A 17,156-nucleotide genomic window follows, 5' to 3' on the forward strand; every position below is an offset into this window, starting at 1 on the left:
CATGAGTGCGGCATGACAGGTTTCCGCTTCCGCTCTCGTTCTGTTCTGGCGGGAGGTCTGCTCGCCGCATTGGCCGGCTGTGCGACGGTCCAGGCACCGCCGCCGGAAGCCAGCGCGCTGCCCATCGAGGACGTGCCCGATCTCGCGCTACCGCAAGGGCCGGCCACGTTGCAGGTTCGCGGCACCCCCCGGCAAGGCGCGCTGCTGCGCGGTCTCGTCCCCGTCGGCACGCTGGGTCTTACGCTCGATGGCGTGCCGGTGGCCGTGGACGCCGAGGGCAACTTCATCATCGGGCTGGACCGCGATGCTCCCGCCACCATGACGCTGGAAGCGACTGGGCGTGATGGGCGCAAGCAACGGCGCGTGCTGACCATCGCGCGGGGGGACTGGAAGATCCAGAACGTCAATGCCTCGATCACGGGCAGCGCCACCAGCGAGGAATTCCAGCAACGGCGTGCGGGCGAACTGGCGCGGATCGTTGCCGCCCGGGGTGATCCGCAACTGAGCAATGGCTGGCGGCAGACATTCATCTGGCCGGTGAAAGCGCGCATTTCCGGCGTGTTCGGCTCGCAGCGCATCTATCGGGGCACGCCGGGCAGCTATCATAGCGGGCTCGATCTCGCCGGTGGGCAGGGCACGGTCTATGTCGCGCCGGCGGACGGCGTTGTCGTGCTGGCCAGCGAAGAGCCGTTCACGCTGGAGGGCAAGCTGCTCATCATCGATCATGGCATGGGCCTCAACAGCGCCTTCCTGCACAGCGATCGGCTGCTGGTGAAGGAAGGCGATGTGGTGCGCCAGGGCCAGCCGCTCGGCGAGATCGGCGCGACGGGCCGCGTGACCGGTCCGCATCTGCACTGGAGCATGAAGTGGAACGATGCGCGGATTGATCCGTTACCGCTGGTACAGGGCCACGCGGCCCGCTGATAGATAGTCAGGCTGGATGCCGTAGCGTCCGGCCGTCGGTCTCTTTTGCTGCATTGCAACACGATGTGCAAAGGCCACAGTGGCGGGTGAAGCAGACCCAAAATGCCTCTTGGCGCATCGGACGCTACGGAAAGCTGGCCCATGAGTCGCTCCGATTTCGTCACGAATTCCATATTCCCTCGAACTGCAGCTTGAGAAGATTAACAAATAGTTTCTAGGAAAACTGCGGTTCGGGACGATTTGTGTCGTGCTGTGTAAATCGCCGCTAATATTGTTACAGCGGACCGCAGGGCGCGGACGCACCCGGATCGGCGATTTTGTTGCATGAATGTGACATGTACGGGAAAATAGCCCTCTCATGCTGCACCTGCGCTTTACACCTTTAACCAATCCGCACAGTTTCACGGCCATATAGCGCAGGGGCCACGCGTGTTGTCGTCGGGAGACCGAGAGGGCGACGCACGATCCCCGCGTTTCGTGCGACCGGATATTCCCGGCCGCAGTTCGCAAATTCCAGAGCAAGGGACTGGATCGTGAAGAAAATAACATCGCAAACATTGCTGAAGCTGGCAGCTGCACCTGCCGCGCTCGGCCTCGCCATGCTGAGCTCCGCCGCACATGCGCAGGAGCCGCAGAATGCGGATGCCGCCGAGGATGGTGAAGTCATCCTTGTGACTGGCTCGCGCATCGCGCGGCCCGAGTTCTCGTTTCCGAACCCCGTGCAGGCCGTGACGGCCGATCAGATCGAACGGCGCGGTAACGTTAATCTGACGGATTATCTGGTCACCTCACCGGCGCTGCTGGGTTCGCGGTCCAACATTGATGTGGCGGGCTCCAACCTGCCCAACGCGGGCTTGGTTGGCGTGAACAACCTGGATCTGCGCAATCTTGGTGTTAATCGCACGTTGGTTCTCGTGGATGGCCGCCGCCATGTGGCGGGGTATCCGGGTACGGCTGCGGTCGATATCAATACCATTCCCACCGATCTCGTTGAGTCCGTCGACGTGCTCACTGGCGGTGCTTCTGCAGTTTATGGCGCCGACGGCGTTTCCGGTGTGGTCAACTTCATCATGAAGAAGGACTTCGACGGTCTTCGGCTTCGCGCGCAGTCGGGTATTTCTCAGCGCGGCGATGCGGGCGACCGCTTTGTTGCCGCCACTTTCGGCAAGAACTTTGCTGACAGCCGCGGCAACATCACGCTGTCCTACGAGTTTAACGAAACGGACCGCTTCAGCCAGCGCCAGCGCCTCAACTATGGCAAGACAGGCCCCAGCTGGGCGCTGGTTCGCAACCCTGCCGATGGGACGCCGGGCTCTTCGGCCGATGATCCGAATGTGCCTGATCGTATCCTGATGACTGACTTGCGCTGGGCAGACAGCTCGATCGGTGGCGCGGTGGATCTCGACGGCGACTTCACCCCTGATTTCACGGGCGAAGGCGGTGTCTACGATCTGGGTAGCTACGTGCCGGGCACCAGCTTCACCGTCGGTGGATCGAGCACGCCTCGTGAGAGCTATTATGGCGACTATCTGCCCTATAACCGCCGTCACATAGCAAACGCGATGGCTCGGTTCGAGGTGAGCCCGGCTCTGGAAATCTATCTGGAAGGCAAGTATGTCCGCTCCAAGGCGCACACTTTGTCCCAGCCGACATACGATTTCTATACGACGCTGTATGAAGACAACGCGTTTCTACAGCAGCGCTACGGCTCGCTGGTAAGCGGTGACGCGACGATCAGTCGCGACAACTTCGATTTTGGCATTCGTCGGTACGAACTCGACCGAGAACTGTTCCGCACCGTGGTTGGTGTGCGCGGTGACCTTAGTTCCAACCTGCGGTACGACCTGTCGTATGTCTTCGGCCAATCGACACAAACCTCGACGAACCGCAACGACCGTATCACCGACCGCTATTATGCAGCGCTCGATGCGGTTTCCGACGGTAATGGTGGCATCACTTGCCGCATCAATCTGCCCGGCCAGACGGAAATTCAGTCGTCCAGCTACAACAACACGGTCTATTCGGGCGTTCCGCTGACCTTCCAGCCGGGGCAATGCGTCCCGCTTAACATTCTGGGTTACGGTACTCCGTCGCAGGCGGCTCTCGATTTCGTGACTGTGGATCACTCTACTTGGTCGCGGCTTCGCCAGAATGTGGTGACTGCAGCGCTTTCTGGCGACACGGGAAGCTTCTTCGAGCTCCCCGGCGGGCCGGTCGGATTCGCGATTGGTGCCGAATATCGCAAGGAATCGAGCGTCTTCATTCCTTCGGATTTCCAGCTTAATGGATATCTCATGGATTCCGGGTTCGCGCGAGTTGACCGGGGCAGCTTCGACGTCAAGGAAGTGTTTGGCGAAATCAATCTTCCGCTGCTGGCGCGGGTGCCGGGTGCCTACGAACTGTCACTGGGTGGTGCCATCCGCTATTCCGACTACTCGACGGTCGGAGGCACGACCACTTGGAACGTCAACGGCTCTTATTCACCAGTTCGCGACGTTACCTTCCGTGGCACTTACTCGCAGGCTGTTCGCGCACCCAACATCACCGAGCTGTTTGCTGGTGGAAGTGGTACGTATGAGTTCATTACGGACCCCTGCGGCATCGACCGGGTGGCCGAAGGCACCCAGTACCGTGCAGCGAACTGCGCTACGGCTCTTGCCGGGGTGGGGATTGATCCTTCCACTTTCAATCCCGCAGACGATGCAACCTCTCCTCAGAACAGCAGCATTCTGGGCTTCCAGGGCGGCAATCCGACCCTTCAGGAAGAAACGGCAAAGACCTGGACCGCAGGTGTGGTATTCCGTCCGACCTTCGTGCCGGGCCTGACGATCACTGCCGACTGGTATAGCATCCGTCTGAAGCAGGCGATCAACTACTCGACGGCTCAGGACGTCGTTGACCTGTGCTACGATCAGCCGGATCTCGACAACATCTATTGTGACGTGATCGCCCGCAGGGCGTCCGGCGCGGGCCAGGGCTATATCAGCACCTTCACAGTCATCCCGGAGAACGTCGCGTCTTATGAGACGTCCGGTCTGGACTTCGTTGTGGACTATCGGTTCGTTCCTGAAGGTGACGTTGGCACTTTCAACTTCCGTGTTACGGGCAATGTTCTGAACAAGCTTCAGTTCGTGCCCAGCGCGGGCGCGGACCTGGAGAACGAGCTGCATAATTGGGAATATCCTGCTCCCAAGTATACCGCGAACTTCGATCTGACCTGGCAAAAGGGCCCGTTCACGCTGAACTATGGTCTTGAGTGGTGGTCGAAGACGCGCCGGGTGACGCTCAAGCAAGAGCAGGCCAATCCCGATTACGCACCTGCCGAGTACATCTGGTACAACCGCAAGTGGGAGCACAACATCTACGCCAGCTACAATGTAGACGATCGGTTCGACATTTATGGTGGCATCAACAATCTTGGCGATCGCAAGCCGGATGATGGTGGTGTTGCGTACCCGATCAGCGCCGTTGGCCGGTCGTTCTATGTCGGTGTGAAGGCGAAGCTTTTCTAAGCGACGTCGGAACCCAGAAAAAGGCCGGGAGGAGTGATCCTCCCGGCCTTTTCTTTTGCCTTTCAAGTTCGGCCTTGCCTCACCCCACCGTCAACACCAGCGCGCCATCGCCCTCATCGACGCGCACTGTCGCGCCGTCGGGCACTTCGCCGCGCAGGATGAGGTCGGCGAGCGGGTCTTGCAGATATTTCTGTACCGCGCGCTTCAAGGGGCGGGCGCCGTAGACCGGATCGTAGCCCACCCGGCCGAGCCAGGCGCGGGCGCCGTCGGTGAGGTCGAGCGTCACCTTGCGGTCCTTGAGCAGCTTGCCGACGCGGGCGACCTGGATGTCGACGATCGGCCCCATATGCTCCGCGCCCAGTCGGTGGAACAGGATGATCTCGTCCAGCCGGTTGAGGAACTCGGGGCGGAAGTGCGCACGCACCACGTCCATCACCTGATCCTCGACCTTCTCCACCGGCTCATCATCGCCAAGGCTGGTGAGGAACTGGCTGCCGAGGTTGCTGGTCAGCACGATGATCGTGTTGGTGAAGTCCACGGTGCGGCCCTGACCATCGGTCAGGCGGCCATCGTCGAGCACCTGGAGGAGCACGTTGAACACGTCGCCATGCGCCTTCTCCACCTCGTCAAACAGCACGACCTGATAGGGCCGGCGGCGGACGGCTTCGGTCAGCACGCCGCCTTCTTCATAGCCGACATAGCCCGGCGGCGCGCCGATCAGCCGGGCGACGCTGTGCTTCTCCATGAACTCGCTCATGTCGATGCGCACCATCGCATTGCTGTCGTCGAACAGGAATTCGGCGAGCGCCTTGGTCAGCTCCGTCTTGCCGACGCCCGTCGGGCCGAGGAACAGGAAGCTGCCGAGCGGCCGGTTGGGGTCCTGCAGACCGGCGCGTGAGCGGCGCACGGCGGTGGAGACGGCCTTCACCGCGTCGGCCTGGCCGATCACCCGGCGACCCAGCTCCTCCTCCATGGCCAGCAGCTTCTCGCGCTCGCCTTCCAGCATCTTGTCGACCGGAATGCCGGTCCAGCGCGAGACGACGCTGGCGATGTCCTCGCTGGTCACTTCCTCGCGCAGCATCGCGCCCTTGGAGGCGGACTGCGCCTCTTCGAGCTGCTTCTCCAGCGTGGGGATGGTGCCATATTGCAGCTCGCCGGCCTTGGCATATTCGCCGGTGCGCTGCGCCTGCTCCAGCTGGATGCGCGCGGCATCGAGCTGCTCTTTGAGCTTGGCCTCGCCCGCGATCTTGTCCTTCTCGGCCTGCCAGCGGCCCGTGAGTTCGGCCGACTGCTGCTCCAGATTGGCGAGGTCGCCTTCCAGTGCTGCCAGCCGGTCCTTGCTGGCCTGATCACTCTCCTTCTTCAGCGCCTCGCGCTCGATCTGGAGTTGCATAATCCGCCGGTCGAGATTCTCGATCTCCTCGGGCTTGGATTCCACTTCCATGCGGATGCGGCTCGCGGCCTCGTCCATCAGGTCGATGGCCTTGTCCGGCAGGAAGCGGTCCGTGATGTAGCGGTTGGAGAGCGTCGCGGCGGAGACGATGGCCCCGTCCGCGATCCGCACGCCATGGTGCGTCTCGTACTTGTCCTTGATGCCGCGCAGGATGGAGATGGTGTCCTCCACTGTCGGCTCGCCAACGAACACGGGCTGGAACCGCCGCTGGAGAGCGGGGTCCTTCTCGACATATTTGCGATACTCATCGAGCGTGGTCGCGCCGATGCAGTGCAACTCGCCGCGCGCCAGAGCCGGCTTCAAGAGGTTGGAAGCATCCATCGCGCCTTCGGATTTGCCCGCGCCGATCAGTGTGTGCATTTCATCGACGAAGAGGATGATCTGGCCGTCCGCGCCCTTCACTTCGTCGAGCACGCCCTTGAGGCGCTCCTCGAACTCGCCGCGATACTTCGCGCCGGCGATGAGGCTGCCCATGTCGAGCGCCATCAGCGTGCGGTCCTTGAGGGTGTCGGGCACGTCGCCATTGGCGATGCGCAGGGCCAGGCCCTCCGCGATGGCGGTCTTGCCGACGCCGGGCTCACCGATCAGCACCGGGTTGTTCTTGGTGCGCCGGGCGAGGATCTGGATGGTGCGGCGGATTTCCTCGTCGCGGCCGATCACCGGATCGAGCTTGCCGTCGCGGGCGGCCTCGGTGAGATCGCGGGCGAATTTCTTGAGCGCGTCGTAGCGGTCCTCGGCAGAGGCCGTGTCCGCTGTCCGCCCGCCGCGCAAGGCATTGATCGCGCCATTGAGCGCCTCGGCCTTCACGCCGGCGGTGGCCAGCGCCTTGCCGGCGGCGGTCGTCGTGGCCAGTGCCAGGGCAAGCAGCAGCCGCTCGACGGTGACATAGCTGTCGCCGGCTTTCTGCGCGACCTGCTCGGCAGAATCGAGCACGCGCACCGCGTCATTGTCGAGGCCCGGGGTCTGCTGCGCGCCCGATCCGCTGACGGCAGGCACCTTGGCGAGCGCCGTGTCGGTCTCGCGCAGCGCCGTTGCGGCATCACCGCCCGCCGCCTTGATGAGGCCGCTGGCCATGCCCTGCTCATCCTCGAGCAGCGCTTTGAGCAGATGCTCCGGGCTGATGCGCTGGTGGTTCATGCGGATCGCGACGGTCTGTGCGCTCTGCAGGAAGCCCTTGGCCCGGTCTGTGAACTTTTCGAGATTCATACTATCTCCCTTCGCCTGCCACAGATGGTGTTGCCATTTCGCAACACAAGAGGGCCAGTGCGTTTTTCTCCGACGCGATCCGGGCAGCATGATCGACCGCTGCCAATATGCCATGCCGGCTTCGTTGGGATCAACGCTCAAGCTCGCTGGCGGGTCCTCAATCCGGGGCCGGTTCGATCCGGCGCTAGGCTTGGCCGCCGCCTGCCGCTATGGTCTGGCCATGGTTTCAGGCCGTCGCTGCTACGGGTGGCGACCTGTTGATATTCGTCGGAGATTCTATGCGTCTGACTGTTCGTCGTTCGACTGCCCTCATGTATCTGGGCGTTTGCAGCCTTGCCCTTACGGCATCCGTGCCGGCCTGGTCGCAAGCGCAGCCTGCCCCCCGTCCGGCAGCCGCCGCGACGGCCAGCGCAGCCGTCAAGCCCGCGCCGCTCGCCGATCTCATCAAGCGAGTCGACATTCCCTATGAGACGTTCACGCTGCCCAATGGCCTGCGCGTAATCGTGCATACCGATCGCAAGGCGCCGGTCGTCGGCGTCACCGTCTACTACCGTATCGGCTCCAAGCATGAGCCGGAAGGCAAGACCGGCTTTGCGCATCTCTTCGAACATTTGATGTTCGGCGGGTCGGAGAATGTGCCCAATTTCGATGAGCCTTTGGTTTCGGCCGGTTCCACACCCACCAATGGATCGACCTGGTTCGACCGCACCAATTATGTCGAGACGGTGCCGACGGGCACGCTCGATCGTGCGCTGTTCATGGAGGCGGATCGCATGGGACGCCTGCTCGGCGCGGTGACGCAAGGCAAGCTCGATGCCCAGCGCGCCGTGGTACAGAACGAGAAGCGGCAGGGCGACAATCAGCCCTATGGCCTGGTGGAATATGTGCAGCTTGAGACGCTGCTGCCCAAGGGCCATCCCTATGGCCACTCGACCATCGGCTCGATGGCGGATCTCGACTCTGCCTCGCTGGAGGATGTGAAGGGTTGGTTCCGCGATCACTACGGGCCAAACAACGCGATCCTTGTGCTCGCCGGTGATATCGACGCCGCCACGGCCAAGGCGAAGGTCGAGAAATATTTCGGCGGCATCGCGGCGGGGCCGGCAGTCAAGCCGGTTGCCGCGCCCATCCCGACGCTGCCCGCGCGGATCGACAAGGTGATGAAGGATCGCGTGGCGACCACGCGCATCTACCGCATGTGGGTGACGCCGGGCCGCAATGACAAGGATGCGCCGTTGCTCTCGGTAGGCGGCGCGGTGCTCGGCGGCCTCGCCAGCTCGCGGCTGGACAATATCCTCGTCCGCGACGAACAGATCGCGGTGAGCGTGACGGCGGGCGTGCAGCAGTTCGAGCAGCTCGGTTTCTTCATGGCGACGGCGGATGTGAAGCCCGGCACCGATCCGGCGCTGGTCTCCCGCCGGCTCGATGAGATCATGGGCGATTTCATCAAGACTGGCCCGACCGCTGATGAAGTCACCCGCGTGGCCACGCGGCAGGTCGCCGGCGAGATTGCCGCGCTTGAAGTGGTCGGCGGATTCAGCGGCAAGGCGTCCACCCTCGCTGAGGGACTGTTATATTCGGGCGATCCTGCCCAGTACAAGAAGGACCTGGCGGCCATCGCCGCCGCGACGCCCACGGCCGTGACGGCGGCGATGCAGCGCTGGCTCACCCGCCCCGTGTTTGCACTGACGGTCGAGCCCGGTGAGCGGGAGGCCTATGAGGATGCTGCGGTGGCGGCGCCGGGCGAGAATGCGGCGGCGGACGTCGCGGCGCCCAAGCCGACGCTGGCGATTCCGGACGTGACGCAGAACCCGGACCTCGATTTTCCCACGGTAGAGACGGCGACGCTCGGCAATGGCATCAAGCTGCACGTCGCGACGCGCTCGACCGTGCCGACGGTCAGCATCGCGGTCAATTTCGACGCTGGGCTTGCCAGTGACCGGCGGGACCGGATGGGGCTGGGCACGCTGATGCTTGACCTACTGGAGGCCGGCACCACCAGTCGTTCGACCATCCAGATCGCCGAGGAGCAGGAGCGGCTCGGCGCCAGCATCTCGACCGGGCAGAGCATGGACCGCACGTCCATCTCCCTGTTCGCGCTCAAGCCCAATCTGGCGCCTTCGCTCGACCTGCTGCAGGATGTGATCCGCAACCCCGCCTTCGCGCCGAGCGAGATCGAGCGGCTGCGGACCATCCAGCTTGCCGGCATCGCGGCGGAAAAGACGCAGCCCAGCGGCCTTGCCAACCGGGCAATCTCGCCGCTGCTCTATGGCCCGCAGCATCCTTATGGCGTGGTCAGCGCGCGGGGTGAGGAGACCACGGTGAAGGCGATCACGCGCGACGACCTCATGCATTACCATGGCGGCTGGATCGTCCCCAGCAAGGCAGAGATCTTCGTCGCCGGCGACATCACCATGGCCGAGATCAAGCCCCTGCTGGAGGCGCGTTTCGGCAATTGGCCGCAGAACCGCATGGCCTCGCCCGTCAAGGATTTCTCGGTGGCGGTGCCGACGCCCAAGCCGGGTATCTACCTGATCGACCGGCCGCAGTCGCCGCAGTCCGTCATTCTGGGCGGGGTGGTCACCAAGGCGACCGGGCGCGATGACCTGGTCGCGTTCAACATGGCGAACACCGTGCTGGGCGATGATTTCCTCTCGCGGCTGAACGCGGACATTCGGGAGGCCAAGGGCTGGTCCTATGGCGTGCGCGGTGCGCTCAGCCGGCGGCTGGAGCGCAGCCCCTATCTGGTCAGCGCGCCGGTACAGGCGGACAAGACGGGCCCCGCCATCGCGGCGATGCGGGACCAGATCGTCAGCTTCCTTGGGCAAAAGGGCGTGACGCCGCAGGAATTCGCGCGCGTCGTCAATGGCGAGATCGCCGGCTTGCCGGGGCAGTTCGAGACGACCGGCGCGGTGCTCGGGCAGATGCAGGCGGATGCGCTGTTCGGCCGGCCGTTCGATTATGTCGAAACGCTGCGGGCGCGCTATCAGGCGCTCACCCCGGCCCAGCTCGACGCGGCGGCGAAGCAGCTGATCGATCCCGCACAGCTGAGCTGGGTGGTGGTTGGCGACAAGAGCCAGATTGCGGACCAGCTCAAGCCGCTGGGGTTGCCCGTGACGGAGATCACCCCCGGCGCAGCCCCCGCTCGCTGAAGAACGTTCATTCCGGAAGGAGAGATGAAATGGCCAAAGTTGACGGCGCTTATGATTGCACCACCAAAACCCCGATGGGGGATCAGGCGAGCGTATTTACCGTCGTGACGGACGGAGACACGTTCAACGGTACCAATGCGGGGCCGCTCGGCTCGCTCGATGTGAAGAACGGCAAGGTGGATGGCAACCGGCTGACCTGGACCATGGAGATGACCATGCCCATGCCGATGACGCTCACCTGCGAGGCGATCGTGACCGACGGCAAGATCAGCGGCACCATCGATGCCGGCGCGTTTGGCACCATGGCGATGACGGGTACGCGCCGCGGCTGACGGCCCGTCCGCCAGCAGGGCAGATCGTAGAAAAGGGCAGCCTCCCGCTTGGAAGGCTGCCCTTTCTTTTTGGCGTGTGGCGCGTGTCAGTCGACCGTGACGGTGACTGCGCGACGGTTCTGGGCCCAGCTGGCTTCATCCGAACCGAGCGCGACCGGGCGCTCCTTGCCGTAGCTGATCGTGTTGATGCGGCCGGCATCGATGCCGAGCGACGCCAGATAGTTCTTGGCGGCATTGGCACGGCGCTCACCCAGCGCGAGGTTATATTCGCGGGTGCCGCGCTCGTCGGCATGGCCTTCGACGGTCACGCGCTTCTGCGGGTAGCGCATCAGCCACTCGGCCTGGCTGCGCAGCACGTTGCGATCCTCATCGTCGATGTCGCTCTCATCCGTATTGAAGAAGATACGGTCCGAGGTCACGCTTGCGACGAAGTCTGCCTGGCTGCCCGGGGTCGGGCCGCTCGGCGTGGGCGTCGGCGTGGTGGCCGGCGGCGGAGCCGTGTCAGCCGGTGCGGGGGGGAGGGTCTCCGGCGCCTTTTTGGCACAGGCCGAAAGGGCGAGCGCGGCACTGGAAACCAGCAGCAACAGGGGTGTGGTACGCATGGGGGCTTCTCCTACTGTCCTGAACACAAACCGGTTCGTCGTATGGTTGGGGCGTTTTGCCGACAAGTCAACCTGAAGATATGAAAACAAAGATGAATTTTTGGTTCCCCGTCACTGAAGCAGCGGTCCCCAGGCGGGGTCGGAGCCGTCCACCGGCGTGACGATCTTGCGTTCGTTCACGCCCGTCAGGTCCACTTGCCAGATCGAGGAATTGCCCGATCGGCCGGCTGCGGTGCGGAAGAATTGCAACACACGGCCATTGGGCGACCAGGTCGGCGCTTCATCCTGCCAGCCATTGGTCAGCAGACGCTCGTTGCTGCCGTTCACATCCATCACGCCGACGCGGAAGTTTCCGGCGATCTTGGTGAAGGCGATGAGGTCGCCGCGTGGGCTCCACTCCGGCGTGGCATAGCGCCCGCCACCGAAGCTGATGCGGCGCTGGCCCGAGCCATCCGCATTCATCACATAGATCTGCTGCCCGCCCGAGCGATCGCTCTCGAACACGACGCGCGTGCCATCCGGCGAGAAGGAGCCGCCGACATTGATGCCCGGCGTGTTGGTCAGCCGTGTCGGGCGACCACCTGCGACGGGGATCTTGTAGATGTCCGTATTGGCGCCGCTCGCCATCGAATAGAGCAGCGTGCGCCCATCGGGCGACCAGCGCGGGGCGAAGATGGCGCCGCTGCCTTCCAGCAGCACGCGTTGGCGGCCCTGATCGACATCATAGATGTAGATACGCACATTGCGGCCGACATAGCTCACATAGGCGATGGAGCGATAATCCGGCGACCAGCGCGGGGTGAGTGCCAGGCTCTGGCCGTTGGTGATGAAGCGATGGTTGGCGCCGTCGCTATCCATGATGGCGAGGCGCTTGACGCGATTGTCCTTGGGGCCGGTCTCGGCGATGTAGGCAATGCGGCTGTCGAAGAACGGGCTTTCGCCAGTCAGGCGTGAGTAGACAAGGTCGGCGCAGCGGTGGGCGGCGCGGCGCCAGTCGCGGGGCGCGACGACATAGCCCTGTCGGGCGAGCTCGGTGCCGAGCGACACGTCATAGAGATAGCAGCCGACCGTGATCTGCGAATCGCCGCCCGCCGAGCGGACGAAGCCCTGCACCAGCGCCTCGGCATTCATCGCGGACCAGCGCGCGAAGACGGGGCTGGTGACTTCCGCCATGGAGGGTGCCTGCACGCCATTGGGGCCGAGCGGCGTGAACAGCCCGGAGCCGCGCAGATCGTTGGCGATCACCTCGGCGATACGCTGGCCAAGCGACTGGGTGGAGCCAGCCGGCGTTTCGACATTTTGCTGGGTCGGCATAGCCGGAACGGCGATCCGCAGATCGCTCTCGACCGGATTGGTGACGTCCACGCTGAGCTGCGCCGTGGCGGGCATCGCGATGAGCAGGGCCAGCAGGGCGCTGGCACCGCGCAGGGTTTTGCGTCGAAGGCTGAGCATCATCATGGTCACAGACTCGCATAGATGCGGAGCGGCCGGAGCCACTTCCACTGTTCATAAAATTCGGCGGGCAGATTCTTGAACGGTGCGGCGCGCATCACGGCCTGCACGGCCCGCTCGGCATGGAGATCGGCCTGGGCGCGGTTGCTGGCGGTCACGCCCTCCTGCCCGACGACCTCGACCCGGCCATCGATGCGCCCGTCCGGTGTCAGGTGGACACTGAGCAGCGTCACCAGCTTTTCGGCATCGGCGCCCGAGGGTGGGCGCCAGTGCGGCTTGATCTGGCGGGTGATCTCCGCATTGAGCGCACGGGCCGCGACCGGGCTGAGCTTGGCGTTGGAGCCGCTGGTGTTGGGCGTCGCGCGGCTGGAGGCCGTCTCGGCGTCGATGCCCTTGAGGAAATCGTCACCCAGTCGCGAGGCGCGCTGACGCGGCGCTTCCTGGCGTGCGGGGCGGGAGGGCGCGGGCTTGGCGGCCGGCGTCTCGCGCGTGCTGGCCCGCTGTTCGCGCGGCTTGGGCGCGGGCGGCGGGGGTGGCGCCGGCTTGGGCGTCGGTGCCTGCGCGCGGGGCGGGGGGGGCGGTGCAACCGGATCGGGCTGCGCTGGCGTGGGCGCTGCGGCGGCGGGCGGCGGCGGCGCGGCATCCGGCTCGACCTCACCGATTTCCGGCGCGGTGGCGGTCTGCGGCACGTCCGGCGCATGTTCGCGGGTGAGGCTTTCGAGCGCGACAGCATCCGCAAAGGTCACGTCGATCGTCGACGGCGGTTTTAAATCGGCGCTCTTCTGGAACAGGCCGAGCGACAGCGCGCCGAGCAGAAGCACATGGCCCGCCGTGGAAATTCCCAGTCCTAGACGCTCGCGCTGGTCCATTCCCCGCCCTTATTCGCCCGTCACTGAACGCACGGTGGACGGATCCGATCCGCCCATGCCGATCCCGGTGGTGACGAGCGCCACCCGGTCCAGCCCGGCGCGATTGAGCTCGCCCATCACGCGCATGACACGGCCATAATCGAGTGCGGCGTCTGCGCGCAGGAACACCTGCTCGTCCGGGCCAAGGCCGGCGCGCAGGGCATTGAGCCGGTCCGGCAGCGCATCATCGCTCACCGGATCGTCATTGATGAAGACCGCGCCCTCCGGATCGACCGAGACGATGGCGGGCTTCTTGTCCTGGTCCAGCGCGCTCGCGCGGCTCTCCGGCAGGCGCACGGGCACACCGGTCACCAGCAAGGGGGCGGTCACCATGAAGATGATGAGCAGCACCAGCATCACGTCGACCAGCGGCGTGACGTTGATGTCCGCCATGGGCGCGCGTCGCCCGCCCCGCCGGTTGGAAGGCAGGTTCATGCCCATCAGGATTCAAGCTCGCGGCTGAAAGTGGTATAGAGTCCGTCCGAAAAGCGCTGGACCCGCGCTTCCAGCCGGTTCACCCCGTGGCTCAGGCGATTGTAGCCGATCACCGCCGGAATAGCCGCGAACAGGCCGATCGCGGTCGCGAACAGCGCCTCGGCAATGCCGGGCGCCACGACCGCGAGGCTGGTGTTCTGCTCGCCGGCAATGGCGATGAAGGCGCGCATGATGCCCCACACGGTGCCGAACAGGCCGACGAACGGCGCCACCGATCCCACGGTCGCGAGGATGTTCAGCCGGTCGGAAATCTTGTCGATGGTGCCGGCAAGAGCAGAGCCCATGGCCGTGGCGAGCCGGTCGCGCGTGCCATCCGGGTTCATGCCGCGCTGGGCGGTGGAGCGGCGCCATTCGGCGATGCCGGCATTGAGCACCTGCGCGCTCGGCAGGTCTTCACGGCCGCGCTCCTTGGCGAAGGCGTCCATGTCCTTGGCCTGCCAGAAGGCGCGCTCGAACTCGTCGCATCCCTTGCGCATCCGCCGGAGCCGTCCGGCGAAGCTGAAGATGATGCCCCAGGTCCAGACGCTGGCCAGCAGCAGGCCGACCATCACCGCCTTCACGACGAGATCCGCCTGGAGGAACATGTCCACCGGCGACAAAGTGAGCGCATTGTCCGGCGCTGCGGCAGCAAGCATGAGGGTGAGAGTCATGGGCGGGGGTGTTTCTCCGGTCAGGAAGGAAGCGGCGCGAGCCGGCTGAAGCGATCGATCCAGTCAGCCGGCTGACGGCGCGGGCGACCGGTGCTGTCGAGGAAGGCCACGCTGACGCTGCCTCGGGTCAGTTCCGTGTCCTCGCGCCAGACCGACTGGGTTATAACGCAGCGCGCCGCGCCGAGTTGCGTCAGCTGGCTGCGCACAGTGAGATCATCGTCCAGACGGGCTGGCGCGCGGTAGCGCAGCGCAATGTCCGTCACCGCATACACGCCCTCGCCGGCTTCCTGCGCCGCGCGCTGATCGATGCCGAGCTGGCGCAGCATATCCGAGCGGGCGCGCTCCATATAGCGCAGATAATTGGCGTGGTAGACGACGCCGGAAAGGTCCGTGTCCTCGAAATAGACGCGCACGGGGAAGCGATGTTCTCCGTTCTCAAACTGTCCCGAAGCGGGATGAAGGGCGCGTTGCGAAGGCATGGGCGACCAGTCCTAACCGACGCGACTCGCGGCGGGAAGCCTTTTCAAGCGTCAGAACGCAGCAGATCTTCGTTCTATCGCATGGGACCGGGAAGGATCGCTTGCCGCTCGTCGCGTCAGTCGAACAAACCGTCCTGGCTGCCCTCTGGCGGATTGAGGCCGAGATGCTTCCAGCCCGGCGCATTCAGGATGCGGCCACGGGCGGTCCGCGCGATGATGCCGAGCTGGAGCAGATACGGCTCGATGACATCCTCGATGGTGTCGCGCGGCTCGGAGAGGCCGGCAGCCAGCGTCTCGGCGCCGACCGGGCCGCCTTTATAGATGTCGGCGATCATCCGCAGGTAGCGGCGATCCATCAGGTCGAGGCCGAGCTGGTCGACCTCCAGCCGGGTCAGCGCGGCATCGGCGGCGGCGGCATCGACGACATCATGGCCGGCGGCATGGGCGAAATCCCGCACCCGCCGCAGCAGCCGCCCGGCGATGCGCGGTGTGCCACGGGCGCGGCGCGCGATTTCGCTCGCGCCATCGGGGGCGATCGGCAGGTCGAGCAGCCGCGCGGCGCGGGTGATGACATGCTCCAGCTCATCCACGGTATAGAAGTTGAGCCGCACGGGGATGCCGAACCGGTCACGCAACGGCGTGGCCAGCATGCCCTGCCGCGTCGTCGCGCCGACCAGCGTGAAAGAGGGCAGATCGATCCGCACCGAGCGGGCCGAGGGGCCTTCCCCGATCATGATGTCGAGCGCGCGGTCCTCCATGGCGGGGTAGAGGATTTCCTCCACCGCCGGATTGAGCCGGTGAATCTCGTCGATGAACAGCACGTCGCCTTCATCGAGATTGGTAAGCAGCGCGGCGAGATCGCCCGCCTTGGCGATGACCGGACCGGATGTGGCGCGGAATCCCACGCCCATCTCCCGCGCGACGATCTGCGCCAGCGTCGTCTTGCCCAGGCCCGGCGGGCCGAAGAACAGCACATGATCGAGCGCTTCGCCGCGTGCGCGGGCGGCATTGATGAAGATCCGCAGATTTTCACGTGCGCCCTTCTGTCCGACGAAATCGTCCAGCGTCTTGGGCCGCAGCGCAGCATCCATATCTTCAGGCGTGCGGCCGGCGGTGAGGAGGGGGGAGCTTGCCATCAGCCCGGCACCCTAGCGCGCGTTGACCGGCCCGTCACTTGGCAGCCTTTCGCAGCGCGAGGCGGACCAGAGCATCCAGAGAGGCGCTGTCGCCCAGCTCGTCCAGCGCGGCGCTGACGGCGATGCTCGCTTCGCCCGGCTTGAAGCCCAGCGAGGCGAGGGCGGAGAGAGCATCGGCCTGCACGCCCGTCGCGGCGGGGATCGCCGCGCCGCTCGCATCCAGCCCGATGGCGAAGGATCCGGTGGCGATGGCGCCCACCTTGTCTTTCAGTTCGCGCACGATCCGTTCGGCGAGCTTGGGGCCGACGCCATTGGCGCGGGCGACCATCGCCTTGTCCTGCGCGGCGATGGCGCGGTGCAGGTCGCTCGGCTCCAGCGCGGAGAGAATGGCCAGCGCCACGCGGGCGCCCACGCCCTGCACGCCGGTGAGCAGGCGGAACCAGTCGCGCTCCGCCTCGCTCGCGAAGCCGACCAGCCGGATGAACTCCTCGCCCACCAGCATCTCGGTATGCACGGTGACCGCTCCGCCGACGCTGCCGAGCGCGGAAAGGCTGCGTGAGGACATGCCGACGAGATAGCCCACGCCACCGACATCAATGACGGCACTATCCAGTCCGGTGGAGACGAGCAGGCCTTTCAAATGCGCGATCATGAGGCGGGTGTAGCGATGTTCCCGCTTCGTTTCCACCGTTTCTGAATGAGGCGCGCGTGGCTATTCATTCCCTTGCAGGTAGCCGCGCGGCCCGCCTAAGAGAGCAGCGCAGGGCGGCGTCCTTTTCCGTGCCGCTGATTGACAAATAAGCCCGCTTTGCCTATCCGCGCGCCTTCGGACAGACGGCCGCTCCTCCCGGATCG

General features: G+C 64.9%; 13 protein-coding genes. 4 read left to right on the top strand and 9 right to left on the bottom strand.

Going from position 1 to position 17,156, the window contains the following annotated elements; genetic code table 11:
• The first annotated feature begins 12 nt into the window (after nt 1–12).
• A complete protein-coding gene (locus M2337_RS05530) occupies nt 13–924 on the top strand; it encodes a M23 family metallopeptidase (protein ID WP_264571995.1) in 912 nt (303 codons plus the stop codon).
• 533 nt (nt 925–1,457) lie between these two features.
• Entirely contained in the window at nt 1,458–4,436 is a 2,979-nt protein-coding gene (locus M2337_RS05535; RefSeq protein WP_264571996.1) for a TonB-dependent receptor plug domain-containing protein, read from the top strand.
• Nucleotides 4,437–4,515: 79 nt separating this feature from the next.
• On the opposite strand, the gene clpB is transcribed toward M2337_RS05535, so the two are convergent.
• Entirely contained in the window at nt 4,516–7,095 is a 2,580-nt protein-coding gene (gene clpB, locus M2337_RS05540) for an ATP-dependent chaperone ClpB (RefSeq protein WP_264571997.1), read from the bottom strand.
• Nucleotides 7,096–7,373: 278 nt separating this feature from the next.
• On the opposite strand from clpB, the gene M2337_RS05545 reads away from it, so the two are divergent.
• Together M2337_RS05545 and M2337_RS05550 are read left to right on the top strand one after the other, a co-directional pair.
• A complete protein-coding gene (locus tag M2337_RS05545; protein WP_264571998.1) occupies nt 7,374–10,247 on the top strand; it encodes a M16 family metallopeptidase in 2,874 nt (957 codons plus the stop codon).
• A gap of 29 nt (nt 10,248–10,276) precedes the next feature.
• On the top strand, nt 10,277–10,579 hold the full coding sequence (locus M2337_RS05550) for a hypothetical protein (RefSeq protein ID WP_181558682.1): 303 nt from the start codon (nt 10,277–10,279) through the stop codon (nt 10,577–10,579).
• An 86-nt stretch (nt 10,580–10,665) separates the two neighbouring features.
• On the opposite strand, the gene pal is transcribed toward M2337_RS05550, so the two are convergent.
• The 8 genes from pal to ruvA all read right to left on the bottom strand — a co-directional run bounded on the left by pal (nt 10,666) and on the right by ruvA (nt 16,953).
• The gene (gene pal / locus M2337_RS05555) at nt 10,666–11,181 is read right to left on the bottom strand and encodes a peptidoglycan-associated lipoprotein Pal (RefSeq protein ID WP_264571999.1); all 516 of its coding nucleotides are present in this window, start codon (nt 11,179–11,181) and stop codon (nt 10,666–10,668) included.
• Nucleotides 11,182–11,292: 111 nt separating this feature from the next.
• Entirely contained in the window at nt 11,293–12,636 is a 1,344-nt protein-coding gene (gene tolB / locus M2337_RS05560; protein WP_264572362.1) for a Tol-Pal system beta propeller repeat protein TolB, read from the bottom strand.
• Nucleotides 12,637–12,641: 5 nt separating this feature from the next.
• Nucleotides 12,642–13,502, bottom strand: coding sequence for a TonB C-terminal domain-containing protein (locus M2337_RS05565; RefSeq protein WP_264572000.1), 861 nt, complete (start codon nt 13,500–13,502; stop codon nt 12,642–12,644).
• A 9-nt stretch (nt 13,503–13,511) separates the two neighbouring features.
• Nucleotides 13,512–13,982, bottom strand: a complete 471-nt coding sequence (locus tag M2337_RS05570; RefSeq protein WP_181558685.1) for an ExbD/TolR family protein — start codon at nt 13,980–13,982, stop codon at nt 13,512–13,514.
• Entirely contained in the window at nt 13,982–14,686 is a 705-nt protein-coding gene (tolQ, locus tag M2337_RS05575; protein ID WP_181558686.1) for a protein TolQ, read from the bottom strand. Before tolQ ends, M2337_RS05570 begins: the two co-directional genes overlap by 1 nt.
• Nucleotides 14,687–14,706: 20 nt before the next feature.
• The gene (ybgC, locus tag M2337_RS05580; protein WP_264572001.1) at nt 14,707–15,165 is read right to left on the bottom strand and encodes a tol-pal system-associated acyl-CoA thioesterase; all 459 of its coding nucleotides are present in this window, start codon (nt 15,163–15,165) and stop codon (nt 14,707–14,709) included.
• A gap of 116 nt (nt 15,166–15,281) precedes the next feature.
• Nucleotides 15,282–16,301 carry a Holliday junction branch migration DNA helicase RuvB gene (gene ruvB, locus M2337_RS05585; protein WP_264572002.1) on the bottom strand — a complete coding sequence of 340 codons (1,020 nt, stop codon included), beginning with the start codon at nt 16,299–16,301 and terminating at the stop codon, nt 15,282–15,284.
• A gap of 34 nt (nt 16,302–16,335) precedes the next feature.
• A complete protein-coding gene (ruvA, locus tag M2337_RS05590; RefSeq protein WP_264572363.1) occupies nt 16,336–16,953 on the bottom strand; it encodes a Holliday junction branch migration protein RuvA in 618 nt (205 codons plus the stop codon).
• Nucleotides 16,954–17,156 lie beyond the last annotated feature (203 nt).

This window comes from Sphingobium sp. B2D3A (assembly GCF_025961795.1).
Taxonomy (GTDB): Bacteria; Pseudomonadota; Alphaproteobacteria; order Sphingomonadales; family Sphingomonadaceae; genus Sphingobium.

What these genes read in the sequence shown, in the direction of transcription:
- M2337_RS05530 (WP_264571995.1), top strand. Translation starts at nt 13, where the DNA reads ATGACAGGTTTCCGCTTCCGCTCTCGTTCTGTTCTGGCGGGAGGTCTG.
- clpB (WP_264571997.1), bottom strand. Translation starts at nt 7,095, where the DNA reads ATGAATCTCGAAAAGTTCACAGACCGGGCCAAGGGCTTCCTGCAGAGC.
- M2337_RS05545 (WP_264571998.1), top strand. Translation starts at nt 7,374, where the DNA reads ATGCGTCTGACTGTTCGTCGTTCGACTGCCCTCATGTATCTGGGCGTT.
- M2337_RS05550 (WP_181558682.1), top strand. Translation starts at nt 10,277, where the DNA reads ATGGCCAAAGTTGACGGCGCTTATGATTGCACCACCAAAACCCCGATG.
- pal (WP_264571999.1), bottom strand. Translation starts at nt 11,181, where the DNA reads ATGCGTACCACACCCCTGTTGCTGCTGGTTTCCAGTGCCGCGCTCGCC.
- tolB (WP_264572362.1), bottom strand. Translation starts at nt 12,636, where the DNA reads ATGATGCTCAGCCTTCGACGCAAAACCCTGCGCGGTGCCAGCGCCCTG.
- M2337_RS05565 (WP_264572000.1), bottom strand. Translation starts at nt 13,502, where the DNA reads ATGGACCAGCGCGAGCGTCTAGGACTGGGAATTTCCACGGCGGGCCAT.
- M2337_RS05570 (WP_181558685.1), bottom strand. Translation starts at nt 13,982, where the DNA reads ATGGGCATGAACCTGCCTTCCAACCGGCGGGGCGGGCGACGCGCGCCC.
- tolQ (WP_181558686.1), bottom strand. Translation starts at nt 14,686, where the DNA reads ATGACTCTCACCCTCATGCTTGCTGCCGCAGCGCCGGACAATGCGCTC.
- ybgC (WP_264572001.1), bottom strand. Translation starts at nt 15,165, where the DNA reads ATGCCTTCGCAACGCGCCCTTCATCCCGCTTCGGGACAGTTTGAGAAC.
- ruvB (WP_264572002.1), bottom strand. Translation starts at nt 16,301, where the DNA reads ATGGCAAGCTCCCCCCTCCTCACCGCCGGCCGCACGCCTGAAGATATG.
- ruvA (WP_264572363.1), bottom strand. Translation starts at nt 16,953, where the DNA reads ATGATCGCGCATTTGAAAGGCCTGCTCGTCTCCACCGGACTGGATAGT.